Below are 24,613 nucleotides of genomic sequence, written 5' to 3' on the forward strand. Positions count from 1 at the left end.
TGGAGACGACGCACGACCCACCCGCATGGAGCTCGGCGATCGGGTAGCCGACGTGCGCCAGATCGGGCACGTCCTTGATGCCCGGGTCCGCGTAATAGCCACCGGTGACCTGCGCGCCGCATTCCAGCAAATGCCCGGCCATGGTTGCGCCGGCCAAGCGGTCCCAGTCGTCCATGGCCCACCCGAAGTGGTGCAGGGCCGGTCCCAGCGCCAGCGAGGGGTCGGCCACCCGGCCCGCCACCACCACATCGGCGCCGTCGCGCAGCGCTTGGGCAATGGCCTCGGCCCCGATGTACGCATTGGCGCTCACCAGTTGCAGGCCGTCGAGCGCGCCGCCCAGGGCTTCGCGCAGCAGGCCACGGTGCGCGACGTCGCTGAGGTCATCGCCCTCGATCACCGCAACGCGAGCCTGGCGAAGCCCCAGCTCGCGGCAGATGCGGTGGATGTGGCGCGCCGCTCCCCGCGGATTGGCGGCACCGAAATTGCCCACGATGCGTACGCCGTGGTCCAGGCAACGCCCCAGCACCGGTCGCAGCATGTCGTCGAGCAACGGTTCATAGCCCCGCGACGGGTCGTCGCGGCGCGCCAGCTGCGCCAGCGCCAGCGTACGCTCGGCCAGGGTCTCGAACATCAGGCAGGCCGGGCCACCAGCGCGCACCAGCGCGTCGACCACCGGGCCGGCGGCGTCGGCACGGTCGCCCGAAAAGCCGGCGGCCGAGCCGATCAGCAATGTCTCCTTGGCTGTCATGGAGCGGCACTTTAGGGATCACTGACTGATCTGTGAAACTTGAATTGCCGATACATTTATCTGCCATGCAGATCAATATGTCGACCCGCGAACTGCGCGCTTTCGTGGCACTGGCCGAGTTGCGCAACTTCACCCGCGCCGCCGAGCGCTGCCACCTGTCGCAGCCCGCGTTCTCGGCATTGATCCGCTCGCTCGAGGAACACATCGGCGGCCGGCTGTTCGACCGCACCACCCGCCAGGTCGAGCTCACGGTGGAAGGCGCCGGGTTTCTGGAAGCCGCACAACGCCTGCTGCGCGAAGCCGACACCGCCGTGGCCGACGTGCGCGATCACGTGGCGCGCCGCCGTGGGCGCGTGGCCATCGCCGCACTGCCTTCACTGGCCGCCGGCTGGCTGCCCCCCTTGCTGGCGCGATATCACGCGCGCTACCCGGACATCGAACTCGACGTCGCCGACGTGCTGTCAGACGACTGCATTGCGCGCGTGCAGACCGGCCGCGCCGACTTTGCGCTGGCGTCCACGCAGGCCAGCGCCAATGGGCTGCGCGCCGAGCGCTTTTGCGCCGACAGCTTTCATCTGGTGTGCCGCGACGACCACCCGCTGGCCGCACAGACAGGCCATCTCAAGCTCTCCGAACTGAGTGGCTGGCCCGTCATCCAGCTGGCGCGCTCCAGCAGCGTGCGTCAGCACGTCGATGCCGCCCTCCACCCCAGGCGCCTGTCCTCGTTCCTGGAACTGGAGCAGCTCAGCACCGTGGCGGCCATGGTCCGCGAGGGACTGGGTGTGTCCGTGGTGCCCACGCTCACGCTTTTTCACTTCGACCACCCTCGCCTGCGCGCGCGGCCGGTGGTGGCCGCCGGGCTCAAGCGTCAGGTCTACCTGCTCAGGCGCGCCGACCGCGCACTGTCATCTGCGGCACAAGGCCTGTACGAGCTTCTGATGGCTCAGCGCCCAGGCTTCAGGTCGGCAGCGTGACGCTCACCCGCAAGCCCGGGTGGGCGTTGCGGATGTCCAGTTGCCCCCCGTGGGCCTGCGCCACCAAGCGGCACAGGTAGAGCCCCAATCCCACCCCACCGGCATCGCGTGTGCGCGCGCTGTCGGGGCGGTAGAAGGCCTGGCCGAGTTGGCCGATGCGATCTTCGGGCACGCCCTGGCCGTGGTCGCGCACCTCGAAGCGCAACTGCCGGCCCTCGGCGCTCAGGTGCAGCTCGGGCGGCCGCGCGGCGCCCGAGCTGTGGCGCAGGGCGTTGTCGAGCAGGTTGCGCAGCAGCAGCCGCATGCGCACGCGGTCGAGCGAGGCCAGGGGCAAGGCCTCGGGCAGGTGCAAGGCGATGTCGCGCGCCTCGGGGCGCACCGCTGCCAGCTCGTCCACCACCTCGCGCGCCAGCGCCACCGGGTCGGTCAGCTCACGGTGCAGCGCGGCGTGGCGCCCGGCCAGGCGTTCGCTCTCGAGCAGATCGCTGATGAGGCGCGCCATTTCGTTGAGGTCACGCAGCAGCGCCTCGCGCTGTGGGCTCACGTCCTCGCGCTCAGGCAGCAGTTCGGTGTTCAGGCGGGCACGGGTCAGCGGGCTGCGCAGCTCGTGGCTGATGGCCAGCAGCAGCGCGCGCTGGGCCTGCAGCATCTGTTCGATGTCGCGCCCCATGGTGTTGATGGTGCCGGCCAGCTGGCCGAGCTCGTCTTCGCGGCGGCGGCGCGGCACCTCGATGGGTTGCGAAAAGTTGCCGGCACCAAAGCGCATGGCGCCGGCGCGGATGGCGTCCAGCGGTCGCAGCAAACGGCGCAGGTAGAGAAAGGCCAGGGTCGTCACCAGCAACAAGGCCACCAGCGCGTAGATGAACATGCGCGGGCGGCGCTCGAAGGCGTCTTCGTTGAGCCCGAACTCGATCAGGTGGCCGTCGGCGGTGCGCCGCTGCAGCAGCTCGATCCAGTCCTGATCGTCACCCCAGTCGTCGCGCCCACGCCCCTCGGGCCGATCGCGCAACCAGTGCGGGCGCGACTGCGCCGGGTGCGAGCGCCATTGAACCTGCGGGCCGGTGATGTCGATGGTGACCAGGGGCACGCGCGCCACCAGGGCCTGCGCGCGCGCCACATCCGGCGTGCCGGCCGGCGCCACGTCGTCGGCCAGACGGTTCACGTAGTCCATCAGCAAGGGCCTGGCCGCTTCCTTCCAGCCCAGCGAGAAGGCCTTCTGCGCGCCGCCGATGAAGATGAACGCCAGCGCGAACGCCAGCAGCAGGAACACCGCCAGCAAGCGCAGCTTGAGCGAGTGGCGCCACAGCAGCTTCTTGCCCATTCAGTCTCCCGCCGCGCGGCGCAGGGCCAGTGAATAGCCCGCGTTGCGCAGCGTCTTGATGCACTCCAGCGGTTCGAGCTTCTTGCGCAGGCGGCTCACCACAATGTCGACCGCGCGCGTCAGCAGCTCGGCCTCGTGTCCGCGCAGGTGGTTGAGGATGTCATCGCGGCTGAGCACACGGCCCGGCTCGCGCGCCAGCAACAGCAGCAGCTCGAACTCGGTGCCGGTCAGGTCGACCACCTGCCCCTGGCGACGCACTTCGCGTCGCGCGGGGTCGATCACCAAGCCGTCGAACTGCAACACGCCGGGCTCGGGCGTGGCCACCCGGCGGCGCAGCACGGTCTGCAGGCGCGCCACCAGCTCGCGCGGCTCGAAAGGTTTGGGCAAGTAATCGTCGGCACCGAGTTCGAGGCCGACCACACGGTCCATCACGTCACCGCGCGCAGTCAGCATCACGATGGGCAGGTCGTTTTCCTTGCGGATGGTGCGGCACAGCTCGAAGCCGTCCATCTCGGGCAGCATCACGTCCAGGATGGCGGCGTCGAAGCCGCCGCGGCGCAACTGGGCCAGGCCTTCGCTGGGCTTGAGCGCCTGCACCAGGCTCATGTCGAAGCGCTGGAAGTAGCTCGCCAGGGGTGGGCCGAGCTGGGCGTCGTCGTCGATCAACAGGATGCGGGGCATGCGCGCATTCTCACACCGGCCTGGACGCCAACCGCTTCAACCACACCTCAGGCAGCGCCCGCGCCCGTCAAGGAACGGTGGCGCATGATGAGGCGCCGTACCCGGCGTTGTTCGCTGGTTTCCAGCGCGTCGTAGTCCTCGGCCATACCCAGCAGCGCCGGCAACACGGGCGCGGCCTGCTGCGGCTCGCGCCGCGACAGGCGCGACCACAGCCACATGGCGTGCTCGCGGTCGAAGCGCGGGCCCCACACCAGGGCCATCACCTCGTCGTGGGGGTTGTCGACACCGGCCACCAGGGCCGGGCCGTGCTCACGCCATGGGCGTGCGATGGTCTGCAGGGCGGGTGACATGGATCGCCCCATGCTCAGCCGCGCCGAAACCAGCCCCGGCGGTGCTCGAGGAACTCGCGCACTTCGGCTTGCTGGGTGGCGTTGAGACTGTCGTAGAAATCGCCCAGCGCGTTGATCACATCGGGCGTGCTCAGCTGCAGCACGCGGGTCTTCTCGTCGAGCAGGTTCAGTGCGCGGGCGCGGTCGAACTTCTCGCTGGCCACCAGGGCCCGCATCTCTTCGCGCGGGTGGCCGCTCTGGCCGATCATGGCGGTGCGTTGGGCGATCAGCTTGTCGGCCAGCACTTCCAGCTTCTGACGCTGGGCGCCATCCAGATCGAGCTTGCTGCTCACGCGGTCGATGGCCTTGCCGCGCCACTCGGCAACCTGATCGGGCGACGCCGGGCCACGGGCATGGTGGTCGCGGTGGCCACAGGCGGCCAGGCCGCCCGCCAGCACGGTGATGCTGGTGAGGCCGATGAGGGTGCGCTTGATCCAGGGTTTCATGACGGGGTCCTTTCGGGACGGGTGGAACATGGCCGTCATGGTGCGCAGCGGCTGGCGCTGCCGGGTCTCGCCGCGGTATCGCTTCTTGTCGTTTTGTTTCAGCGCAGAATGCGGTGCCCCCAAACCAGCGCCCAGGAGGACCACCATGCACCGCTTCGCCGCCCTGCTTTGCCTGCTGCTGCCGCTGACACCGGCCCTGGCCACCGCGCCCGCCACAACGCCCGCCAACGACCTGCCCGCCGACTGCGCCAAGGCCGAGACGCAGCGCCAGCTCACGGCCTGCGCCTACCGCGATTTCGAACATGCCCAGGCGGGCTACGCCGCCACCTTCCGCGACCTTTCAGCGGTGCTGGACAGCGCCCAGCGCACCCTGCTGCGCAACGCGCAGACCGCCTGGCTGCAGTTCCGCACCACCGCGTGTGAATTCGAGGCCAGTGGTGTGCGCGGCGGCAGTGCCGAGCCCATGGTGCGGCAGATGTGCCAGGCGCGCCTGACGCGCGAGCGCACAGCCGAGCTGCGCCGACACATGAGCTGCCCGGAGGGGGATGTGGCCTGTGTAAGGCCCAACCGGCGCTGAGGCATGTTCAGGCCGCGAATACCTCGGTATCGACCTCGCGGTTGCTCTGCTCGCTGTAGCGGTTGCCGTGTACCGACTGCTGGTTGATGAGCCGATCCAGCCGCTGCATGACATCGGCGCTCAGTGTCACGGCGTCCGCGCCCAGGTTCTCGCGCAGATGATCCACATTGCCGGTGCCGGGCAAGGGCAGGATGTGGGGCGCCTTGTGCAGCAGCCAAGCGAGGGACAACTGCGCTGGCGTACAACCCACCTCCGACGCGATGGCGCGGTACCCCGGCAGCAAGCGCAGGTTGCCAGCCCAGTGCGCGCTCTGGAAGCGCGGCATGGCGCGCCGGATGTCTTTGGCATCAAAGCCATCGGGATTGAGGTCGGTGGCGAGGAAGCCCCGCGCCGTGGGGCTGAAGGCCACGAACGCAGCTCCCAGCTCGGCGCAAGCATCGAGCACCGCAATCTCCGGGTTGCGCGTCCACAGTGAGTACTCGGTCTGCACCGCGGCGATCGGGTGTACGGCGTGGGCCTTGCGCAGCGTGGCGGCCGACACTTCCGACAAACCGATCGCGCGGATCTTGCCGGCGCGCACCAGGTCGGCCAGGCCGCCCACGCTCTCTTCGACGGGCACCTGCTTGTCCCAGCGGTGCAGGTAGTACAGGTCGATGACGTCGGTGCGCAGGCGCTTCAGGGCGGCCTCGCAGGTGGCGCGCAACGTCTCGGGTCGCCCGTCGATCACGCGCACCAGTTGACCGTCGCCCTTGACGTCCACACCCTGCATGCCGCATTTGCTGGCCAGCGTGAAGCGGCTGCGGTGCGCGGACAAGACCTTGCCCACGATCGTCTCGCTGGCGCCAAAGCCGTACAGCGCCGCAGTGTCGAAATGCGTGACGCCTTCGTCCAGCGCGGTCAGCAGCAGACGCTCGGCCTGTGCCTCGGGCACCGGCGGCCCATAGGCGTGGCAGATGTTCATGCAGCCCAGGCCGATGGCCGAGACTCTGAAAGGGCCGAGCTTGCGCTGCTGCATGGGATCAACCCTTCGCGTTGAGCTGCTGCTCCAGCTGGTTGAGCACCTGGTAGCACGCAAACACCTTGCCCACGCTCGAGTTGGGCTCGCGGCCCTCGCGGATGGCGGCGAAGAACTCGCGGTCCTGCAGCTCGATACCGTTCATGCTCACGTCGACATGGGACACGTCGATCTTTTCTTCCTTGCCATTGAAGAGATCGTCGTAGCGTGCGATGTAGGTGGCGGTGTCGCCGATGTAGCGGAAGAAGGTGCCCAGCGGGCCGTCGTTGTTGAACGAGAGCGAGAGCGTGCAGATGGCGCCGTTGGCCGCCTTGAGCTGGATGCTCATGTCCATGGCGATGCCCAGCGTCGGGTGGATCGGCCCCTGGATGGCGTTGGCCTGCACGATGGGGCTGTTGGCCTGGTAGGCGAACAGATCGACCGTGTGGGCAGCGTGGTGCCACAGCAGGTGGTCGGTCCAGCTGCGCGGCTGGCCCAGCGCGTTGGTGTTGGTGCGGCGAAAGAAATAGGTCTGCACATCCATCTGCTGGATGTTGAATTCACCGGCAGCGATTTTTTTGTGCACGTACTGGTGGCTCGGGTTGAAGCGACGGGTATGACCGCACATGGCCACCAGACCAGTTTGCTTTTGCAGGTCGACCACCGACTGCGCACCCGCCAGGCTGTCAGCCAGCGGAATCTCCACCTGCACGTGCTTGCCGGCCTTGAGGCAGGCCAGGCTTTGCTCGGCGTGCATCTGGGTGGGTGTGCACAGGATGACGGCGTCCACCTCCTTCAAGGCCAGCGCGTCGGCCAGGTCGGTGGTGACATGGCCGATGCCGTACTTGGCCGCCACTTCCTTCGTCTTGTCGAGGTCGCGGCTGATGAGGGATACCACCTCGACGCCGTCGATGTTCTTGATGCCGTCCAGGTGCTTGACGCCGAAGGCGCCCGCGCCCGCGAGCGCGACTTTGATGGTCTTGTTGGTCATGTCAGTTGTTCTCCAGGATCAGGTGACCCACGGCGGTATTGCTGGCCGGAACGTGGAAGAAGCGGTGCGCCACCTTCGGGCGCTTGCCGCCGCCGGCGTCGGCCATGGCGCCGCGCGCAATCAGCCACATCACGAGCTCTATGCCTTCGCTGCCGGCCTCGCGCACGTAGTCGATGTGCGGGATCGCGGCCGCCGCTTCGGGGTCGGTCTCAAGCAGGTCGAGGAAGCGGTTGTCGAAGTCCTTGTTGATGAGGCCCGCGCGCGGGCCCTGCAACTGGTGGCTCATGCCACCTGTGCCCCAGATGTGCACGTTGAGGTCTTCGTCGTAGCTCTCCACCGCCTTGCGGATGGCTTTGCCGAGGTTGTAGCAACGCTGGCCACTGGGCACCGGGTACTGCACCACGTTCACGGCGAACGGAATCACCGGGCACGGCCATGCCTGCGGCTGGCCACACATCAGCGACAGCGGCACCGTCAGGCCGTGGTCCACGTCCATCTTGTTGACGATGGTGAGGTCGAAGTCCTGCTGGATCACGCTCTGCGCAATGTGCGAGGCCAGTTCGGGGTGACCCTTGACGACGGGCACCGGGCGCGGTCCCCAGCCTTCGTCTGCGGGCTTGAATTCGGCCGCCGTGCCGATGGCGAAGGTCGGGATGATGTCCAGACTGAACGCGGTGGCGTGGTCGTTGTAGACCAGAAAGATCACGTCGGGCTTGTGATCCTTCATCCACTGCTTGGAGAACTCATAGCCTTTGAAGACCGGCTGCCAGTAGGGCTCGGCGGTCTTGCCGAGGTCGAGTGCGGCGCCGATGGCGGGCACGTGCGAGGTGTAAACGGATGCGGTGATGCGGGCCATGTCAGTGCTTCCCTTGCTTGCCTTGGGGTTGGTGATGCGCCTGCGCATCCCCGTCTTCGCCGATGTAGCGGTTGCCGTCGGCCGAGCGACCACCCGCGACCATCATGGCGCGGTACTCGTCCTCGGTCATGCCGGTCATGGAACCCGCCATCTGCTGAAAGCTCTTGCCATCGGTGGCGCCGATCTTGGCCAGGAAATAGATGTTGCCGCCCAGACGGATGCACCAGTTGAGGTCGCGTGCGAGCACGGCCTGCTTCTGCTCTTCGGTCATCGCCCACTCGTCGAGGTAGGCGCGCTCATCCTTCTTGAAGCGCTCACGGTTCTCGGCCTTCATGAGGCTCATGCAGAACTGGTTGAGCCAATAGCCTTTGCGGCTTTGTTCGGCGTCGAAGATGGTCGTGCCGGGCACGTCCTTGTAGGGTTTGTCGAGTGCCATATCAGACCTCCTCCGGCCAGTAAAGACGCATCGGGTTGTCCACCAGGAGCTTTTGCTGCAACTCGGCGGTCGGCGCGATGTGCGGGATGAAGTCGACCAGCAGGCCGTCGTCGGGCATGTGGTCTTTCAGGTTGGGGTGTGGCCAGTCAGTGCCCCAGAGCACGCGGTCGGGGAAGGTCTCGACCACCTTGCGGGCAAACGGCACCACGTCGCGGTAGGCGGCTTGCTCGCCGTTCAGGGCCTTGGGGCCGGTGACGGACAGGCGCTCGGGGCAGCTCACCTTGCTCCACACGTTCGGGTGTTCGCGCATGAACTTCAGGAACAGAGCGAACTCGGGGCCGTCGACGGGCTTGCTCACGTCGGGGCGGCCCATGTGGTCCACCACCACGGTGGTGGGCAGCGCGGTGAAGAAGTCCCACAGCTCGGGCAGGTCCACCGCCTCGAAGTAGATCACCACGTGCCAGCCCAGCGCCTTGATGCGCCCGGCAATCTCCATCAGCTCGTCCTTGGGCGTGAAGTCCACCAGCCGTTTGACGAAGTTGAAGCGCACGCCGCGCACGCCGGCGGCGTGCAAGGCCTGCAATTCCTCGTCGGTGACGCTGCGCTTGACGGTGGCCACACCGCGCGCCTTGCCGCCACTGTTCAAACAGGCATCGACCATGGCGCGGTTGTCGGCGCCGTGGCAGGTGGCCTGCACCACCACGTTGCGCGCAAAGCCCAGGTGGTCGCGCAGCGCATAGAGCTGCTGCTTGCTCGCGTCGCAGGGCGTGTACTTGCGCTCGGGTGCGTACGGGAATTCGGCGCCGGGGCCGAACACGTGGCAGTGCGCGTCCACACTGCCCGCAGGCAGCTGGAAGCGCGGCTTGCTCGGGCCCTCGAACCAGTCAAGCCAGCCCGCGGTTTTGGTGAAGTCTCCGGATGTGGGTTTGCTCATGGATTGGTCTCAGTCGATGTAACGCAGACCGGCCGCTGCCAGCGGCTCGCGCATCTTGTACATGTCCAGGCCCAGCACGCCGCTGGCCAGCTTGTCGCGCTTTTCGCCTTCGTTGGCTTCGCGTTTGCGCGCGGCCTCCAGCGTGGCGGCCGCCTTGGCACGCGGCACGCAGACCACACCGTCGTCGTCGGCCACGATCACATCGCCCGGCGTCACCCACATGCCGGCGCACACCACCGGAATGTTCACCGAACCCAGCGTGGCCTTGATGGTGCCCTTGCTGCTGATGGCCTTGCTCCAGACCGGGAAGTTCATTTCCTTGAGGGTCTTGACGTCGCGCACGCCAGCGTCGATGACCAGCGCGCGCGCGCCGCGAGCCTGGAAGCTGGTGGCCAGCAGGTCGCCAAAGTAGCCGTCGGTGCACTCGGCGGTGACAGCCGCCACCACGATGTCGCCGGGCTGAATCTGCTCGGCGGCCACGTGCATCATCCAGTTGTCACCCGGGTGCAGCAGAACGGTGACGGCGGTGCCACTCACTTGCACGCCGCTGTAGATGGGCCGCATGTAGGGCTTGAGCAGGCCGACACGGCCCATGGCTTCGTGCACGGTGGCTGAGCCCAGCGACGCCAGCGCGTCGGCGGTGGCGCGGTCGGTGCGCTGAATGTTGCGGTAAACGACGCCGAGTTCGTACATGTCTTGTCTCCTTGGGAATCAGTGGCCCTTGGCCTTGAGGCGGACGTCCAGGCGCGGGAACACGCGGCGCACGTTGCCTTCGTAAATGGCGTGCTTGTCGTCGGCCGACAGGATCGTCGACGCCTCGATGTAGCGCTTGGTGTCGTCGTAGTAGTTGCCGGTGGTCGGGTCGATGCCACGCACCGCGCCGATCATCTCGGAGGCGAACAAGACGTTCTTGACCGGGATCACGGTATTGAGCAGGTCGATGCCCGGCTGGTGGTAGACGCAGGTGTCGAAGAACACGTTGTTGAGCAGGTGCTCGCTCAGCAGGGGCTTCTTCATCTCCTGCGCCAGGCCACGGAAGCGGCCCCAGTGGTAGGGCACCGCGCCACCGCCGTGCGGAATCAAAAAGCGCAGGGTCGGGAAATCCTTGAACAGGTCGCCCTGGATCAGCTGCATGAAAGCCGTGGTGTCGGCGTTGAGGTAGTGCGCGCCGGTGGTGTGAAAGCACGGGTTGCAACTGGTGCTCACGTGAATCATGGCCGGCAGGTCGTGCTCCACCATCTTTTCGTAGATGGGGTACCAGTGGCGGTCGGTCAGCGGCGGGCTGGTCCAGTGGCCGCCCGAGGGATCGGGGTTGAGGTTGATGCCGACCGCGCCGTAGTCCTTGACGCACTTCTCCAGCTCGGGGATGCAGGTCCTGGGGTCAACGCCCGGGCTCTGCGGCAGCATGGCCACCGGCACGAAGTGGTCGGGGAACAAGTTCGAGACGCGGTAGCAGAGCTCGTTGCAGATCGCTGCCCAGGTGCTGGACACCGCGAAGTCGCCGATGTGGTGGGCCATGAAGCTCGCACGCGGGCTGAACAGCGTGATGTCGCTGCCGCGCTCCTTCATCAGCTTGAGCTGGTTGGTCTCGATGGACTCGCGCAGCTCGTCGTCGCTGATCTTCAGGTCGGCCACCTTCGGCATCTGCGCCGGGTCCTTGATGCCCGCGATCTGCGCGTTGCGCCAGTTCTCCAGCGCCTTGGGGGCCGTGGTGTAGTGGCCGTGGCAATCGATGATCAGTGACATGCAGTCTCCTCGGGTTGTTCTGTGCAAGACAAATTCAGGCCGGCGCCATGCCCTGGCGCTGCTTGGCGGCATCGGCGTCGGCGGAAGTCATGAAGGCCAGCAGTGCGCGCACCGCGTCGGCCCGCGGCGTGTGGGCGCCAATGCCGGCGCTGAACACGGTGACGATCCGGATCGGTTCAGGCAGGCCGCCAACGATGGTGATGCCGGGCACGTGCAGCAGTTCGCTCAGCTGCTGAAAGCCCAGCGCCACCTCGCCGCTGGCCACCAGCGAGGCCACCGGCACGCCGGGCGGCGCTTGCACCGTCTTGCCCGCCACGGCCTCGGCCATGCCCCAATCGGCAAACAGCTTCTGCAAGGCCACGCCGCTGGGCCCGGTTGAATAGCTGACTTTACCGGCCGCCAGCACGGTGGCTTTCACAGCCGCCTCGCTGGACAGGTCGGGCACCGGCGCGCCAGCCGGCACACAGGCCGCCACGCTGCTGACCACCAGATCGACGCGACCGGGCAATAGGTGGCCGGCCGCGATGAGTTTGTCGATGGCGTCGCTGGCCAGGATCACGAGGTCGAAGGCTTCGCCGGCCTGCACCCGCTTCGCGGCGTCCACGCCGCCCACCGACGCGATGTCGGTGCCCTGCCCGCTGCGTTCGGCATAGGCCTGGGTGAGTTCGGCCAGCACCTGGCGGGTGGCCATGGAAGAAATGCCGCGAAGGGGGACGGTGTTGGATTCGGTCATCAGCCGGGGATTGTCGCGAGTCAACATCCTGAACAAAACCCACACCACCGGCTAGCAGCTAGAACAAAATCACATACCTCTACGGCGCAACCCATGGATCTGAAACAGCTTGAATATTTCGTGCGCGTGGCCGAACTCGGCAGCTTTACTCGCGCCGCCGTGGCCCTGGACGTGGCCCAGCCTGCCCTCTCGCGCCAAGTGCGCCTGCTGGAGGTGGAACTGCGCCAGACCCTGCTGGTGCGCAACGGGCGGGGCGCCACGCCCACCGAGGCCGGCAAGCTGCTGCTGGCGCACGGGCGCGGCATCCTGCACCAGGTGGAGCGCGCCAGGGAAGAACTGGGCCGGGTGCGCGGCGCGCTGGCCGGGCGCGTGGCCATCGGCCTGCCACCCAGCCTGGCGCGGGTGCTGGCGGTGCCACTGACCCGGGCCTTCAGGCAACAGTTGCCTGAGGCCAGCCTGTCGATCAGCGAGGGCCTGTCGGCCAACATGCAGGAATGGCTGCTGACCGGGCGCATCGACATCGCTGTTCTCTACAACGCGCAGCCTGCGCCCGAGATCGACCTGCAGCCGCTGCGCGAAGAAGAACTCTGGCTGGTGCAATCGCGCCCGCCCGGCCTGCCCGAAGACCCGCCGCCCACGCCCATGCCACTGCGCGAGTTGGCCGAGGTGCCCTTGATCATTCCCAGCCGGCCCAACGCCTTTCGCATGCAGGTGGAAGCCGCGCTGGCCGGCATCGGGTGTCGACCGATCGTGGCACTGGAGATCGACGGCGTGTCCGCCATCCTCGACCTGGTGGCCGATGGCGCCGGTGCCGCCCTGCTCTCGCGCAACGCCGTGGCCAGCTCGATCAAGCCCTCCGCCTATCGCCTGCGCGCCATCACGCCTGCCCTGCGCACGCGCCTGAGCCTGGCCACCAGCTCACAACGCCCGGCCACGCTGACACAGCAGTCCACCATCGAGCTCATCGGCCAGACGCTGGAGCGCATTGCCTCGCGCTGAACTGATCTGCCAGGCTTTCGCACCCGAGCCTCAGAGCGACAGCGCCCAGTCCCGCAGTGGTTGTGCACCGCGACGCCGCAGTCCTTCCAGGTAGGCATGCACGATTCGCCGGGCCGCTTCCGGCGAGCGTTGATGGCTCACCCAGTCGCCGGCCAGGTTGGGCAGCGAGCGCGCCCAGGCGAGGCGTTGCGCCTGCGGCCAGCGGTTCAGCGTGACCGGGTTGGGCTGGCGGGTGGTCATCGCTTCCAGTGCCTTCAGGCCACCGTCGTAGGCCCGGGACATGGCCTCGCCAGTGGAAGCTGAATAGTGGCGCCCGGCCTCGCGAAGAATGCCTTGAACCTGCGCGGGCATCGACTGGAATCGCCCCTTGTTCATCACCAGGCCGCCCGCATACATGCAGCCGACATCGACCAGCGACACGTGCGGGGCCACCTCGTGAATCCGCAGGGGCACGACTCCCGACGTGACGGAGATCGTCCCGTCACTCACCCCCGTCTGGATGTCGGTGTAGTAGGAGGTGAGCGCACCGTCGACCGCGACGGCCCCAGAGCCCTTGAGCCACTGCCCCAGCGCGCCCGGCACACTGATGCGAAGCCCCTGAAGTTGCGCAAAACCCTGCAACGGCGTTCGGGTGAACAGGTGGTAGGGGTCGGACACCACGGCCCCCAGAAACACCAGCCCGTTGCGATCCCATTCTTCGGCCAGCTCCGGCACAGAGTCATTCATCTCGTTCACGACGGCCAGGACCGCCCGCAGATCGGCGGATGCAAACGGCATGGCGGCACTGAACTGTGACAACGGCAACCGGGCGGGTTCGGCGGGCGCAAGCACCCAGCCGATGTCGGCGATGCCGTCGCTCACGCTGGTGAGCGAGGCATTCATCTTGTAGAGCTGGCCACCATAGAACTCGCTGATCTGCGTCGACCAGCCGGGGCCGAGCGCCGCCACGCGTTCGCGAACTTCCGGAACAAATTGCTCGGCCATCAGCCGCACCCACGGCGTGGTGGCCGGGTGCGCCGCTGCCACGGTGAGATTGATGGTCTCGGCGGCCATGGCCCCGGGCGCGATCACACAGGTGCCGGCCACCGCCAATGCCGAACGCAACAGTTCCCGCTTGTTCATGGTCACCTCTCCAGTCACGATCACCGTCGAAAGACCTACGCCTCCCCAACTGCCGGGCGGATGCGGAGCCTAGCACCGCCACGACGCGCTGTCGCCTATCGCTTGCCACGGATTCTTGACCGGCCCAATACCAAGCCAAAACCAGCCTTCCCAAGGTCAGGACTTGTCACGACAATTCCACGAACCTGCCTGGGCATCCGATGCACTCGCTCCCCCACCCCACTCGCATCCCCTGGTTCGGCGTGCGATTCGAGGTCGCGCACCAGGGCCCCCTCACCGACCTGAGTGCCGGCGGGTGCGCACTCGAAGCAGCGACGGGCGCACGCTGGCAGGACTGGTCCATTCTGGTACCCGCCTCGCGCAAGGCCATGCTGTCTGCTCTGGCGCGCCCGGACTCGTTCGAGCTCGAACTCCAGCTCGTGCCGCCCCCCCCCGGCCAAGCCGGTGCACCTGCACTGTGCCGCCCACTGGAACGCGACCCGTCGGGCACACGTCTGCCAGCTCGCGGACACGAGTGATCTGCACCTCGCCCGGCAAGCCACCGATCTGCGATTGCAGCTGCTGCAACAGATGGTGGACAACCTGCCGCTGCTGGTCATCCAGCTGGATACCGGCCCGCGGCTGCGCTGTGCACTCGCCAGCGGCGCCCTGCTCGAACTGGTGACACCCCACGGCGCGGACGCCGTGGGCCGTGACGCACTGGATCTGTTCGGCCCAACCCTCCATGGCGAGCTGCTCGCCCTGTTGCAGCAAAGTGCCCAGGAGCCTGCCGTGCCATTCACCTGGCGAGTGGTGGACGCCCAAGGGAACCGTCGAGTACTGGATGGTCACCTGCGCACGCTCACAGACGATACGGGCCGTGCCAGCGGCCATTTCATCGATGCGCTGGACACTACGGCCTACCACGAAACAATGGGTGAGCTGCAGTTCACCGAATCACGCTTGCAGCGCTTCGTCATGGCCAGCAGCGACGGCATCGTGGTGCACGTGAACCAACAGATCATCAACGCCAATCCTGCCGCATGTCGACTGCTGGCCAGCACACCCTCGGCGGTGTACCAACAGCACTTCGCGTCGTTGATAGCGCCCGAGTACCACGCGACCTACGAAATGCTCATGAAACAGGCCTCACACGAGGCCTTCGAATGCGAGTTGATCAACACCCAGGGCGCGCGCATCGCTGTGGAACTCATCGGTCGCACCGTGCAGCGCCACGGCTCATTCATGCGCATGGCCATCGTTCGCGATGTACGCGACCGGCGGGATGCACAGGCACGCATCCGCGCGCTCATCGACAACCTGCGCATGCAAAAGGACCGCGCCGAGTCGGCCGATCGCGCCAAATCGCTGTTTCTGTCTGCGGCGAGCCACGACCTGCGCCAACCCATCCATGCGCTGGGTCTGTTGCTCTCCAGCCTGGAGGCCCTGACCGAGTCACCCCGCGTGTCCACCCAGACACTCGAGGAACTGACGCGCCGCATGGCCGCGTCGCTCGATGCACTCAGCCGCCTGCTCAACTCGCTGCTCGACATCTCCCGCCTGGATGCCAACGCGGTGGTGGTCCACGCAGCGCCGGTGTCACTGGCAGCGATGTTCAATGAGCTCGCCGATGATCTGGCAGACGCAGCGCAGTCAAAGCGTTTGCGTCTGGATGTGGTGCCGACCGACGCATGGGTCCAAACCGACGCTGTGGTGCTGCGACGCATTCTGGACAATCTGGTGTCGAATGCCTTGCGCTACACAAGAGCGGGGCGCGTGCTTGTGGTCGCCAGATCGCGGGGCACCGAGGTGGAGGTTCAGGTATGGGACACGGGCATCGGCATTGCCTCGGACCAGCTGGACGGCATCTTCAAGGAGTTCTACCAGGTGCACCCGCACGCGCCATCAAGCGGCGGCTTGCGCGGCCTTGGGCTCGGCCTGTCGATCGTTCAGCGCTCCGCCAGATTGCTCAATGCCAGGCTGCAGGTGCGCTCCACGCCGGGCAAGGGGTCCATGTTCTCCATCACCCTGCCGCGTGCAGAAGCCGTCGCCACACCACCCAGTGCGCACACACCCATCATTCGCGACAGCGCCCCGAAGGACACGCCACGGCGCGTGCTCGTAATCGACGACGACGCGATGGTGCTGATGGCCATGCAGCAACTGCTTCAAGCCTGGGGGCACGAGGTCTGGTGCGCCTCCGACGCCGACCAGGCCATCGTGCTGGCCATCTCGCACGCCGAAGACATCGACCTGGTGCTGTCCGACTACCACCTGGGCGATGGCATCCATGCCACGCAGTTCATCGACGCCGTTCGGGCCTGCCTGGCCCGTCCGGTGCCCGTACATGTCTTTACCGCCGACACCTCGTTGCACGCAGCGCAGGCCATCCGTTCACTGGGCCTGTCGCTGCTGCACAAGCCGGTTCGGCAGGACGACCTGCGACGGGTGCTACAGCAGGTCGATCCATGAAAAGAGGCGCAACCTCCGCGCCGGTGGGTGCCAGGGACGATGCCGAACGGCGCTCCTGGGTTGAACAGATCGATGGTCCGGCCGTCCTGGTGCGCGCAGCGCCCTGGCGCTTGAACGGCAATGCGGCATTTGAGCACCTGCTGAGCCTCAGCGAGCAAAAGCCCGGCGCATTCGTCAAGGCGTTTGAAGCAGCAGGCTTCGATCTGATCGCCCTCATGGCCGCGGGTCAGGCCTTCGAGGGACGGATGCGCACGGGCAACCCCCGCTCTCGTGTGGGCCAGCGCCTGCTGCAGGCGGCATTCGTGCCACTGGAGGGGTGCGAAGACTGGTTGTGCACCTTTGTCGATGTCTCCGCCGTCGAGAACCGGCGCAGTCGCCGGGCATTGGTGCTGGAGCGGCTGTACCAGACGCTCGATCGTCTGGATGAACCCATCTCCCTCATCGATCACGACGACACCGTCCACTACATCAATGCCGCCTACGCAAGCTTCTTCGGCGCTGCGCAGCCTCGAACGTCCGGCCTTCCGCTGCGCGAAGTCATGGGCGACGAGAACTACGAACGCACCCGCGCTTCGCGCGAGGAGTTGTTCAGCACGCTGTAGCCCGTGCGCTATGAACGCGCGCTGGTAGACAGCAGCGGCGAGGACCGCGTCATGGGTGTGCTGCTGTGGCCGATCGAGGGGTCCGGTGGCACCAACGCCAAGATGGCCACCCTCACTCGCGACGTGACCTTGCGTCATCGCGGCATGCAGGCCTTGCGCCAGACCCTGGAACGGCTTGACACGCTGTTTGAAGCCGGCATTGAAGGCATTCTGCTGTGTGACGGTGAGATGGTGAGCGACGCCAACCCGGTGGCGTGCAGACACTTCGGCCAAACGCGCGAGCAACTCGTCGGTCAAACGGTTGTCCAGGCGTTGCAGTCACTGGGGCTGTCGCCCGCCACCCTGGTTCTCGACGGTGACGCACCCACGCACCTTCACTTGAGTCTGTCGCGCGGAGAAAGCGGGCTGCCCCCCTTGCTGATCCAGGGCGTGAGCTATGTGGACGAAAACGTCACTCGCTGCGCCTTGCTGATCCAGGACATGAGCTACCGCTATCAGGCGCAACGGCGCATCGATCGGCTCGTGGGCGATCTCAGGCAACAGACCGCGCGCGCCGAGGCAGCCGACCGCAGCAAATCGGTGTTCCTGGCGGCAGCCAGCCACGATCTGCGACAGCCCATTCATTCGCTGGGGCTCTTTCTCACCACCATTCAGAGCCTGAACCGGGCAGCCCATTCGCTCAGCAGCGAATCGCTGCGTCCGATCGCACAGCGCATGCGCTCTTCGCTCGATGGCCTCATGGAGCTGCTGGACTTGCTGCTGGGTGCATCGCTGCTCGACGCGGATCAAAGGCCACTGCAGGCCGGGCCGATGCCGCTGCAGGTGGCCTTCGATGAAATGCTCACCCAGTTTGGCGCGATGGCCGCCGGCAAGGGCCTTGAACTGCGCACCGTGCCCACGCGGGCCTGGGTTCGGGCCGACGCCACCGTGCTGCGGCGCATCCTGGCCAACCTGGTCGCCAACGCGGTTCGTTACTGCGAAAGCGGTCGCGTCGTGCTCGGCGCGCGAATTCGGGGCCCCCATGTCGAGGTCCAGGTGTGGGACACCGGCATCGGCATCGAACACGCGCAGCTCGAATCCATCTTCGAGGCCTTTTACCGCGTGGAGGCGCGCACGCCACAAGGCGATCGGTCGGAGGGACTTGGCCTTTCCAATGTCAAGCGCGCAGCCGCGCAGCTGGGCGCGTCACTGGACGTGCGTTCGACGCCGGGGCAAGGCTCCATGTTCTCGGTCCGCTTGCCCCGGTGCGAGCCCGGAGCCGTCGAGACAGGCAGAGGCACACGCAAGCCTGAAGCAGAGGCGGCCCAAGGCATGCGCGTGCTGGTCATCGACGACGACGAACAGGTGATGGAGGCCACCGTGCGCTTGCTCCAGTCCTGGGGTCATCTGGTCCTGAGCGCATCCAGCGCGGGTGAGGCCATCCGGCTGTGCGAGGCCACGCCCCAGCACATCGACGCCGTGATTTGCGACTACCTGCTGGACCCGTCCACCGATGCAGTGGCCTTCCTGCTACGCCTTCGGCAGCGCCACCAAGGCCCGTTGCCGGTGTGCATGGTCACCGGCGACATGTCGGCTCAACGCATCGAGCAGGCCGGCCGGTATGGCTTCAGCCTGCTGCACAAGCCGGTCAGCGCGAGCGCGCTGCGGCGGTTTCTGCAGGGTGGGGCATGAGCAGGACAAGCCGGGCGTGGCCCGCCGCCCAGGTCATTGCTTCGGGATTCCCGCGCGCTCGATCACCGCACCCCAGCGCTTGATATCGCCCGCCAGCAGGTCGGCGGCTTGCTCGGGCGTGGACGAGCGCGGGTCGATGTTCAGCGCGCGCAGTCTGGCCTGCACATCAGGGTCGGCCACGGTGGCCGCGATGTCGCGCTGCAGCCGGTCAACCACGGCCCGGGGCGTTTTCGACGGCACCGCCAGCGCATTCCATGACGAGGCCACGAAGCCGGGCACACCCGACTCGACCGCGGTCGGCACCTCGGGCAGGACGACCGAGCGGCGCTCACCACTGACCGCCAGTGGACGCAAGGCGTTGGCGCGAATCTGTGCGAGCACTGGAGCGAGAATCTCCACACCGACGTCCACCTGTCGCCCGCGCAGGGCGCCGATCAGGTCGGGTGTGCCTTTGAAGGGAACGATCTGCGCGTCAATCCCGGCACTGCTCTTGAACAACTCGGCCGCCAGGTTCTGCGTGCTGCCGACATTGATGCTGCCGATGTTGAGCTTTCCCGGGTTGGCTTTGGCCCAGGCCAGCAGCTCGGCAAAGGTCTTGTAGGGCGCATCGGGGTTGGCCACGACCACGATGTCGAACGTGCCCAGTGTGGACACGGGCGTGAAGTCTCGCACCGTGTCGAACGGCAATGACTTGAACAGGCTGGCAGTGACCGCCGTACCGTTGGACATCAGGAACATCGTGTGGCCGTCGGGGTCGCTGCGCGCCACCGAATCGGCGGCCACCACGCCACCTGCACCAGGTCGGTTCTCGATCACCACCGGCTGACCCAGGCGCGTGGACAGGCCGGCCGCGACGATGCGGGCGGTGAGGTCGCCCACGCCACCCGCGCCAAAGGGCACGACCACACGCAGGGGTTTGACCGGAAACGTCTGGGCAGACGCCAGGCCCGCCACCCCACCCAGGGCCAGCGCAGACACCAGAGCGAGGAAGCGACGGCGCATGTCAGAACCTCAGTACGAAGGTCACGATCGAGGGGAAGGCCACCAGCAAGGCGGTGCGGATGAAGTCACTGGCCACGAAGGGCATCACGCCCCGGTAGGTGGCCATGATGGGCACATCCTTGGCCATGCTGTTGATGACGAACAGGTTCATGCCCACCGGTGGCGTGATCAGACCGACCTCGACCACGATCAGCACCAGGATGCCGAACCAGATCGCGAAGTGCTCGGGGCTCATGCCGAAGTCCAGCGCGGTCACCACCGGGAAGAACACCGGGATGGTCAGCAGGATCATGGACAGCGAGTCCATGAAGCAGCCCAGGATCACATAGATCACCAGGATGGCGATCAACACCACGGTCGGGCTCAGGCCCGAGCCCGCCACCATCTGCGCGGCCTCTTGCGGCAGCTGCGACAGCGCCAGGAAGGTGTTGTAGACACCCGCACCAAGCACGATCATGAAGATCATGCCGGTGGCCACCGCCGTGCCCAGCACCGCGCCGAGCAGGGTCTTGCGGTTGAGACCGCCAGCGGCCCAGGCGGCCACGCCGGTGCCGAAGGCGCCCACAGCGGCACCCTCGGTGGGCGTGAAGAAGCCCAGGTAGATGCCGCCCACCACCACCAGGAAGATGGTGATCACGGGCCAGACCTTGAGCGTGGCTTTCCAGCGCTCGGCCATCGGCATCGGCGGGATGGTGCCCATCTCCTGCGGCCGCACGCGGGCGTAGACCGCGATGACGATCATGTAGCCGATGGCGGCGAGCACACCCGGCACGAACGCGGCCAGGAAGAGCTTGGCGATGTTCTGCTCGGTCAGGATGGCGTAGATCACCAGCACCACCGACGGCGGAATCAGGATGCCCAGCGTGCCGCCGGCGGCCAGCGTGGCGGTGGAGATGCCGCCCGCATAGCCCGCGCGCTTGAGTTCGGGCAGGGCCACCTGGCCCATGGTGGCGGCCGTGGCCAGCGAGGAGCCGCAGATCGCGCCGAAGCCGGCGCAGGCACCCACGGCGGCCATGGCCACGCCACCCTTGCGGTGGCCGATCCAGGCCTCGGCCGCCTTGAACAGTGCCTGCGACAGACCGCCGAGCGCCGCGAACTGTCCCATCAGCAGGAACAGCGGAATCACCGACAGGTTGTAGTTGGAGAAGGTGCTGTACGTGACCTGCTTGAGCTGGTTCAGGATCGGCAGGTACGAGCCGTACACCAGCCAGGCCCCGACCAGGCCGCATGAAAGCATCGCGAGCCCGATGGGCACGCGAACGAAGATGAGCAACAGCAGGATCGGGAACGACCAGGCCGCGAGTTCGACGCCAGACATCAGTGCACCCCCGCTTCGGTGGTCCAGCCCTCAGGCTCTTTCGCCAGCCCGAACAGGGTGAGCGTCTTGGCGATGTAGGCCATGCAACCGATCACGGCCCCGACGAAGCAGGCCGCATAGGCCCACCACACCGGCATCGCCAGGATGAAGGTGGTCTCCAGGTACTCCTTCTTCTCGACCATGCCTTCGTAGAGCTTCCAGGTGAGCACCAGCCACACCAGCAGCATGATGACGTCGCTGAAGATCACGATCGCGCGCTGCCCCCATTTGGGCAGGTGCATGTAGAGCAGGTCCACCGTGGCATGCCCACCCTTGAGGTAAGTCCAGGGCAGGAAGAAGAACACCGCGACGGCGGTGCCGACCTCGACCAGTTCGAAGTCGCCAGGCACAGGGCCCAGGCCGATGCCGATCATGGCGCGGCCACTCACGCTGGCAACGATCATCAAGGTGAGCGCCACCAGGACGATGCCGCCGACGATGGCCGCCCATTGGGAGAGCCGGTAGACGAATGCAATCATGCGAAAGACTTTCAGCTGACGGATGAGAAGAAGCGGCGATTGTCCAACATCGACACGGCGCCACCGCCCTCAATAAAAAGGCCGTCCCCTCGCGAGGACGGCCGGTGGCCACCGGGGCCGGGGATCACTTGCTGTATTTGGCGATCAGTGCGCGGGCCTCGGCCGCCAGCTTGGCGCCATCGATGCCCTTGCCCTTCATTTCGTTGACCCAGTCGGTCTCGACCGTGGCCGCGGTACGGCGCCAGCGCTGCGTCTCCAGCGCGTCCAGGGCGACGATGTTGTTGCCGGCCTTCTCGGCAATGGCACGGCCGGCCTTGTCGCCGTCGTCCATGGCCTTGCCGAACATGGCGGCCGTTTCGATGCCGGAGTTCTTGTCGATCACCGCCTTGAGGTCGGGCGGCAGCTTCTCGTAAGCGGCCTTGTTCATCGAGAAGGCAAAGGTCTGCGTGTACAGGCCGTCCTTGCCGGCAAAGGTGGTGTGGTTCTTCACCAGCTCGGTCACCTTCAGGGCCGGCGTCACCTCCCAGGGGATGGTGGTGCCGTCGATCACGCCTTTGGAGAGGGCTTCGGTCACAGCCGGCACGGGCATGCCCACCGGCGTCGCGCCCAGCTTGACCAGCATGTTGTTGATGATGCGCGAGCCACCGCGGATCTTCATGCCGCGCAGGCTCTCCAGGCCGGTCACCGGCGTCTTGGTGTGGAACAGGCCGGGGCCGTGGGTGTGCACGGCAATCAGCTTGACGTCCTTGAACTCATCGGCGGCGTACTTCTCGACGTACTCCTGAATGGCACGCGACGAGGCCTCGGCACTGCCGCTCATGAAGGGCAGCTCGAACACTTCGGTCTTGGGGAAGCGGCCCGGGGTGTAGCCCAGCACGGTCCAGGTCAGGTCAACCACGCCATCGCGCGCCTGGTCGAACAACTGTGGTGGCGCGCCGCCCAGCTGCATGGCGTTGAACAGCTGGATCTTGATCTTGCCGCCGGATTCGGCCTCGACCTTCTGTGCCCAGGGCGTGAGCGCGCGCGCCGGAATGGTGGCCTGTGGCGGCAGCATCTGGTGCAGGCGCAGCGTCACGGTCTGGGCCATGGCGGTGCCGGCCAGGGTGGCGGCGGCCACAGCACCCATCACCGCCAGCGCGGTGCGTCGCTTCAGGAATTTCATCGTCGTGTCTCCGGTCGGGTGTGTTGACTCGTGCCCAGAACCGCGTCTGCGCGCGGCCCGGGCCTGGAACTGAAACCACCGCACTGTGCATGCGCTCACCGGGAGCGGCCAGCCCCACGGCCGACTTTCAGCTATGCCGTTATGTTATGAAACGAGTGCAAACCCTCGGTTTGCATCTGACTGGGCCGCCAGGTCGCCGTCGGGCCGGTACGCACTGTCCAGGCAGACGCTGCCCACCACGCGAGACACACAGGCGCACAGGCGCTGGTTGCCCTGGCGCTCGCCCTCGCTCAAAAACACGTCGCGGTGGTCAATCTCGCCCTGCAGATCCACCACGTCCATGGCACACAGGCCACATTCCCCGCGGCGGCAGTCGCTCATCACCGGCACCCCGGCCGCTTCCAGCGCGTCCAGCAGCGACTCGCCCGCCGCCACGGTGATGTCCACCCCATGGCGCGGCACCTTCACCTGGAAGCTGCCGGTGGGCAGCCGCCCGCCGCTGCCAAAGGTCTCGAAGCGCAGGTCGGCCGGCGCACGGCCCTGCGCCGCCCACACCTCGCGCACCGCGTCCAGCAGGCCGGCGGGGCCGCAGACATAGCAAGGCGACCCCATCGGCAAGGCCGCGAGGGCGGCCAGCAGGTCCAGCCGCTCGCCGCGATCGGACGAGGCGCACACCAGCGCGTCGCCCAGCGCCACGCGCAGATCGTCGGCGTAGGCCAGCTCGGCGGCACTGCGCGCGGCGTACAGCAAGCGCACCGGCGTGCCGCGCTCGCGCAGCTGGCACGCCATGCCCACCAGCGGCGTGATGCCGATGCCACCCGCAATGAGCAAGGTCCCGGGCGCATCGAGCGAGAGCGGAAAGTGGTTGTTCGGTGCGCTTGCGGGCAACACATCGCCCACGGCCAGGTCCCACATCGCCATCGAACCACCGCGGCCATCGGCCAGGCGCTTCACGGCAATGCGGTAGGCACCGGGCACATCGGCCGGCAGACCGACCAGCGAGTACGAACGCGTTTGCTCGCGTCCTGCCACGCGCACGCGCAGCTGCAGGTGGGCGCCGGGCGCCCAGTGCTGTGCCACCCCTTCGACGGGTTGCAACACGATCTCGCGCACGGTGGGGGTGAGGTCACGCAGCGCGCTCACGCGCACAGCGCTCCAGTGGTTCTGGCTCTTCATGGTTTCAACGGCGACGGATGAGACGCAAGGCGGGCATGGCCGCATGGGCCTGCCCCTGGGTGTGACCGGCCAGGACCGCGCGCAGGTTGCGCTGGGCCAGACGGGAGTGTTCGCGCAGGATGGCTTCGGCACGCGCGCCTTCGCGGCGCTCGATGGCGTCGAGCACCTGGCGGTGCTGGTCCTGCGCGACCACGAGCATGTCGCGCGCCTGGCGCGACTCGGCCTCGGCCAGCACGAAGCCCGACGGCGAGGCAAAGGGCAATGCACACACGCGCTCGAGCTGGCGTTCCACCGTCGGGCTGTCGGCCATCTCGGCCATCAGCACGTGAAAGCGGCTGTTGAGCGCCACGTAGTCCGAGAAGGCCTCGTCGTCGAGCGTGGGTTCGGCCAGCACCGCATCGATGCGCGCCAGCACACTGCGTGCTTCGGTCAGCACTGCAGCGGGTGCCCCGCGTTCGGCCGCCAACCGCGCCAGCAGGCCTTCGAGCGTGCCGCGAAGTTCGATGGCATCGGCGATGTCTCGCTCCGAGAAGGTCACCACCACGTAGCCGCCACCGGGCAGTGCACGCAGCAGGCCCTCTTGCTCGAGCCGCAGTAGCGCCGCGCGCACCGGCGTGCGCGACACACCCAGGCGCTCGACGATGGCCAGCTCGGCGATGCGCGAGCCGCCACTCAGTTCACCCGAGAGGATGAGCTCGCGCAGTTGCAGCAGTGCGCGCACCTGCGCGCTCTCGGGCACACCTTCAAGTTGGTTGGGGTGGGCCAT

At 67.0% G+C, this 24,613-nt stretch carries 27 protein-coding genes; 7 read left to right on the plus strand and 20 right to left on the minus strand.

Annotated features, from left to right (window positions below):
- Nucleotides 1-748, minus strand: a 748-nt coding sequence (locus tag KF871_RS17965; RefSeq protein ID WP_291145794.1) for an acyclic terpene utilization AtuA family protein, incomplete at its 3' end; no start/stop codon positions are given.
- Nucleotides 749-825: 77 nt separating this feature from the next.
- On the opposite strand from KF871_RS17965, the gene KF871_RS17970 reads away from it, so the two are divergent.
- A complete protein-coding gene (locus tag KF871_RS17970) occupies nucleotides 826-1,722 on the plus strand; it encodes a LysR family transcriptional regulator (RefSeq protein ID WP_291145797.1) in 897 nt (298 codons plus the stop codon).
- Here KF871_RS17970 and KF871_RS17975 read toward each other — a convergent pair.
- Genes KF871_RS17975 through KF871_RS17990 form a run of 4 tightly spaced genes read right to left on the minus strand, consistent with a single transcriptional unit; the run spans nucleotide 1,706 to nucleotide 4,559 of the window.
- A complete protein-coding gene (locus KF871_RS17975) occupies nucleotides 1,706-3,043 on the minus strand; it encodes a HAMP domain-containing sensor histidine kinase (protein ID WP_291145800.1) in 1,338 nt (445 codons plus the stop codon). The two genes, KF871_RS17970 and KF871_RS17975, sit on opposite strands and share 17 nt — an antisense overlap.
- Nucleotides 3,044-3,724, minus strand: a complete 681-nt coding sequence (locus KF871_RS17980) for a response regulator transcription factor (protein ID WP_291145803.1) — start codon at nucleotides 3,722-3,724, stop codon at nucleotides 3,044-3,046.
- Nucleotides 3,725-3,771: 47 nt separating this feature from the next.
- Nucleotides 3,772-4,074, minus strand: coding sequence for a hypothetical protein (locus tag KF871_RS17985; protein ID WP_291145806.1), 303 nt, complete (start codon nucleotides 4,072-4,074; stop codon nucleotides 3,772-3,774).
- A 14-nt stretch (nucleotides 4,075-4,088) separates the two neighbouring features.
- The gene (locus tag KF871_RS17990; RefSeq protein WP_291145809.1) at nucleotides 4,089-4,559 is read right to left on the minus strand and encodes a Spy/CpxP family protein refolding chaperone; all 471 of its coding nucleotides are present in this window, start codon (nucleotides 4,557-4,559) and stop codon (nucleotides 4,089-4,091) included.
- 145 nt (nucleotides 4,560-4,704) lie between these two features.
- Here KF871_RS17990 and KF871_RS17995 point away from each other — a divergent pair, with 145 nt between their 5' ends.
- A complete protein-coding gene (locus KF871_RS17995) occupies nucleotides 4,705-5,136 on the plus strand; it encodes a lysozyme inhibitor LprI family protein (protein ID WP_291145811.1) in 432 nt (143 codons plus the stop codon).
- A 7-nt stretch (nucleotides 5,137-5,143) separates the two neighbouring features.
- On the opposite strand, the gene KF871_RS18000 is transcribed toward KF871_RS17995, so the two are convergent.
- Genes KF871_RS18000 through KF871_RS18035 form a run of 8 tightly spaced genes read right to left on the minus strand, consistent with a single transcriptional unit; the run spans nucleotide 5,144 to nucleotide 11,826 of the window.
- Nucleotides 5,144-6,151: an aldo/keto reductase gene (locus tag KF871_RS18000; protein ID WP_291145814.1), complete on the minus strand. Its 1,008-nt coding sequence runs from the start codon at nucleotides 6,149-6,151 to the stop codon at nucleotides 5,144-5,146.
- A 4-nt stretch (nucleotides 6,152-6,155) separates the two neighbouring features.
- Nucleotides 6,156-7,121: a Gfo/Idh/MocA family oxidoreductase gene (locus KF871_RS18005; RefSeq protein ID WP_291145816.1), complete on the minus strand. Its 966-nt coding sequence runs from the start codon at nucleotides 7,119-7,121 to the stop codon at nucleotides 6,156-6,158.
- 1 nt (nucleotide 7,122) lies between these two features.
- Nucleotides 7,123-7,977, minus strand: a complete 855-nt coding sequence (locus KF871_RS18010; protein ID WP_291145818.1) for a class III extradiol dioxygenase subunit beta — start codon at nucleotides 7,975-7,977, stop codon at nucleotides 7,123-7,125.
- A gap of 1 nt (nucleotide 7,978) precedes the next feature.
- The gene (ligA, locus tag KF871_RS18015; RefSeq protein ID WP_291145820.1) at nucleotides 7,979-8,413 is read right to left on the minus strand and encodes a protocatechuate 4,5-dioxygenase subunit alpha; all 435 of its coding nucleotides are present in this window, start codon (nucleotides 8,411-8,413) and stop codon (nucleotides 7,979-7,981) included.
- 1 nt (nucleotide 8,414) lies between these two features.
- On the minus strand, nucleotides 8,415-9,347 hold the full coding sequence (locus KF871_RS18020) for an amidohydrolase family protein (protein WP_291145822.1): 933 nt from the start codon (nucleotides 9,345-9,347) through the stop codon (nucleotides 8,415-8,417).
- A gap of 9 nt (nucleotides 9,348-9,356) precedes the next feature.
- Nucleotides 9,357-10,040, minus strand: a complete 684-nt coding sequence (gene ligK / locus KF871_RS18025; RefSeq protein ID WP_291145823.1) for a 4-carboxy-4-hydroxy-2-oxoadipate aldolase/oxaloacetate decarboxylase — start codon at nucleotides 10,038-10,040, stop codon at nucleotides 9,357-9,359.
- Between the two features lie 18 nt (nucleotides 10,041-10,058).
- Nucleotides 10,059-11,093 carry an amidohydrolase family protein gene (locus tag KF871_RS18030; RefSeq protein ID WP_291145825.1) on the minus strand — a complete coding sequence of 345 codons (1,035 nt, stop codon included), beginning with the start codon at nucleotides 11,091-11,093 and terminating at the stop codon, nucleotides 10,059-10,061.
- Nucleotides 11,094-11,127: 34 nt separating this feature from the next.
- Nucleotides 11,128-11,826 (minus strand): substrate-binding domain-containing protein, encoded by a 699-nt coding sequence (locus KF871_RS18035; protein WP_291145827.1) that lies wholly within the window; start codon nucleotides 11,824-11,826, stop codon nucleotides 11,128-11,130.
- A gap of 93 nt (nucleotides 11,827-11,919) precedes the next feature.
- Between KF871_RS18035 and KF871_RS18040 the strand changes: the two genes are divergently transcribed.
- Nucleotides 11,920-12,825, plus strand: coding sequence for a LysR substrate-binding domain-containing protein (locus KF871_RS18040; protein WP_291145829.1), 906 nt, complete (start codon nucleotides 11,920-11,922; stop codon nucleotides 12,823-12,825).
- Nucleotides 12,826-12,855: 30 nt separating this feature from the next.
- Here KF871_RS18040 and KF871_RS18045 read toward each other — a convergent pair whose 3' ends face one another.
- The gene (locus KF871_RS18045) at nucleotides 12,856-13,947 is read right to left on the minus strand and encodes a C4-dicarboxylate TRAP transporter substrate-binding protein (protein WP_291145831.1); all 1,092 of its coding nucleotides are present in this window, start codon (nucleotides 13,945-13,947) and stop codon (nucleotides 12,856-12,858) included.
- Nucleotides 13,948-14,147: 200 nt separating this feature from the next.
- Here KF871_RS18045 and KF871_RS18050 point away from each other — a divergent pair, with 200 nt between their 5' ends.
- The 4 genes from KF871_RS18050 to KF871_RS18065 are packed head-to-tail and all read left to right on the plus strand — an operon-like array spanning nucleotide 14,148 to nucleotide 18,671.
- A complete protein-coding gene (locus KF871_RS18050; RefSeq protein ID WP_291145832.1) occupies nucleotides 14,148-14,465 on the plus strand; it encodes a hypothetical protein in 318 nt (105 codons plus the stop codon).
- Between the two features lie 34 nt (nucleotides 14,466-14,499).
- Nucleotides 14,500-16,398 (plus strand): ATP-binding protein, encoded by a 1,899-nt coding sequence (locus tag KF871_RS18055; protein WP_291145833.1) that lies wholly within the window; start codon nucleotides 14,500-14,502, stop codon nucleotides 16,396-16,398.
- The gene (locus tag KF871_RS18060; protein WP_291145834.1) at nucleotides 16,395-17,000 is read left to right on the plus strand and encodes a PAS domain-containing protein; all 606 of its coding nucleotides are present in this window, start codon (nucleotides 16,395-16,397) and stop codon (nucleotides 16,998-17,000) included. Before KF871_RS18055 ends, KF871_RS18060 begins: the two co-directional genes overlap by 4 nt.
- 3 nt (nucleotides 17,001-17,003) lie before the next feature.
- Nucleotides 17,004-18,671, plus strand: coding sequence for an ATP-binding protein (locus KF871_RS18065; RefSeq protein ID WP_291145835.1), 1,668 nt, complete (start codon nucleotides 17,004-17,006; stop codon nucleotides 18,669-18,671).
- A gap of 33 nt (nucleotides 18,672-18,704) precedes the next feature.
- Here the strand turns inward: KF871_RS18065 and KF871_RS18070 are convergent, their stop codons facing one another.
- The 6 genes from KF871_RS18070 to KF871_RS18095 all read right to left on the minus strand — a co-directional run bounded on the left by KF871_RS18070 (nucleotide 18,705) and on the right by KF871_RS18095 (nucleotide 24,613).
- Nucleotides 18,705-19,673 carry a tripartite tricarboxylate transporter substrate binding protein gene (locus KF871_RS18070; protein ID WP_291145837.1) on the minus strand — a complete coding sequence of 323 codons (969 nt, stop codon included), beginning with the start codon at nucleotides 19,671-19,673 and terminating at the stop codon, nucleotides 18,705-18,707.
- 1 nt (nucleotide 19,674) lies between these two features.
- A complete protein-coding gene (locus KF871_RS18075) occupies nucleotides 19,675-20,991 on the minus strand; it encodes a TRAP transporter large permease (protein ID WP_291145839.1) in 1,317 nt (438 codons plus the stop codon).
- Nucleotides 20,991-21,509: a TRAP transporter small permease gene (locus KF871_RS18080; protein WP_291145840.1), complete on the minus strand. Its 519-nt coding sequence runs from the start codon at nucleotides 21,507-21,509 to the stop codon at nucleotides 20,991-20,993. Before KF871_RS18080 ends, KF871_RS18075 begins: the two co-directional genes overlap by 1 nt.
- Nucleotides 21,510-21,633: 124 nt before the next feature.
- Nucleotides 21,634-22,671: a TRAP transporter substrate-binding protein gene (locus KF871_RS18085; protein ID WP_291145841.1), complete on the minus strand. Its 1,038-nt coding sequence runs from the start codon at nucleotides 22,669-22,671 to the stop codon at nucleotides 21,634-21,636.
- 144 nt (nucleotides 22,672-22,815) lie between these two features.
- On the minus strand, nucleotides 22,816-23,847 hold the full coding sequence (locus KF871_RS18090) for a PDR/VanB family oxidoreductase (RefSeq protein ID WP_291145842.1): 1,032 nt from the start codon (nucleotides 23,845-23,847) through the stop codon (nucleotides 22,816-22,818).
- A 4-nt stretch (nucleotides 23,848-23,851) separates the two neighbouring features.
- Entirely contained in the window at nucleotides 23,852-24,613 is a 762-nt protein-coding gene (locus KF871_RS18095) for a GntR family transcriptional regulator (protein WP_291145844.1), read from the minus strand.

Origin of the sequence: Hydrogenophaga sp., assembly GCF_019635465.1 — a bacterium.
Lineage (GTDB): Bacteria > Pseudomonadota > Gammaproteobacteria > Burkholderiales > Burkholderiaceae_C > Hydrogenophaga.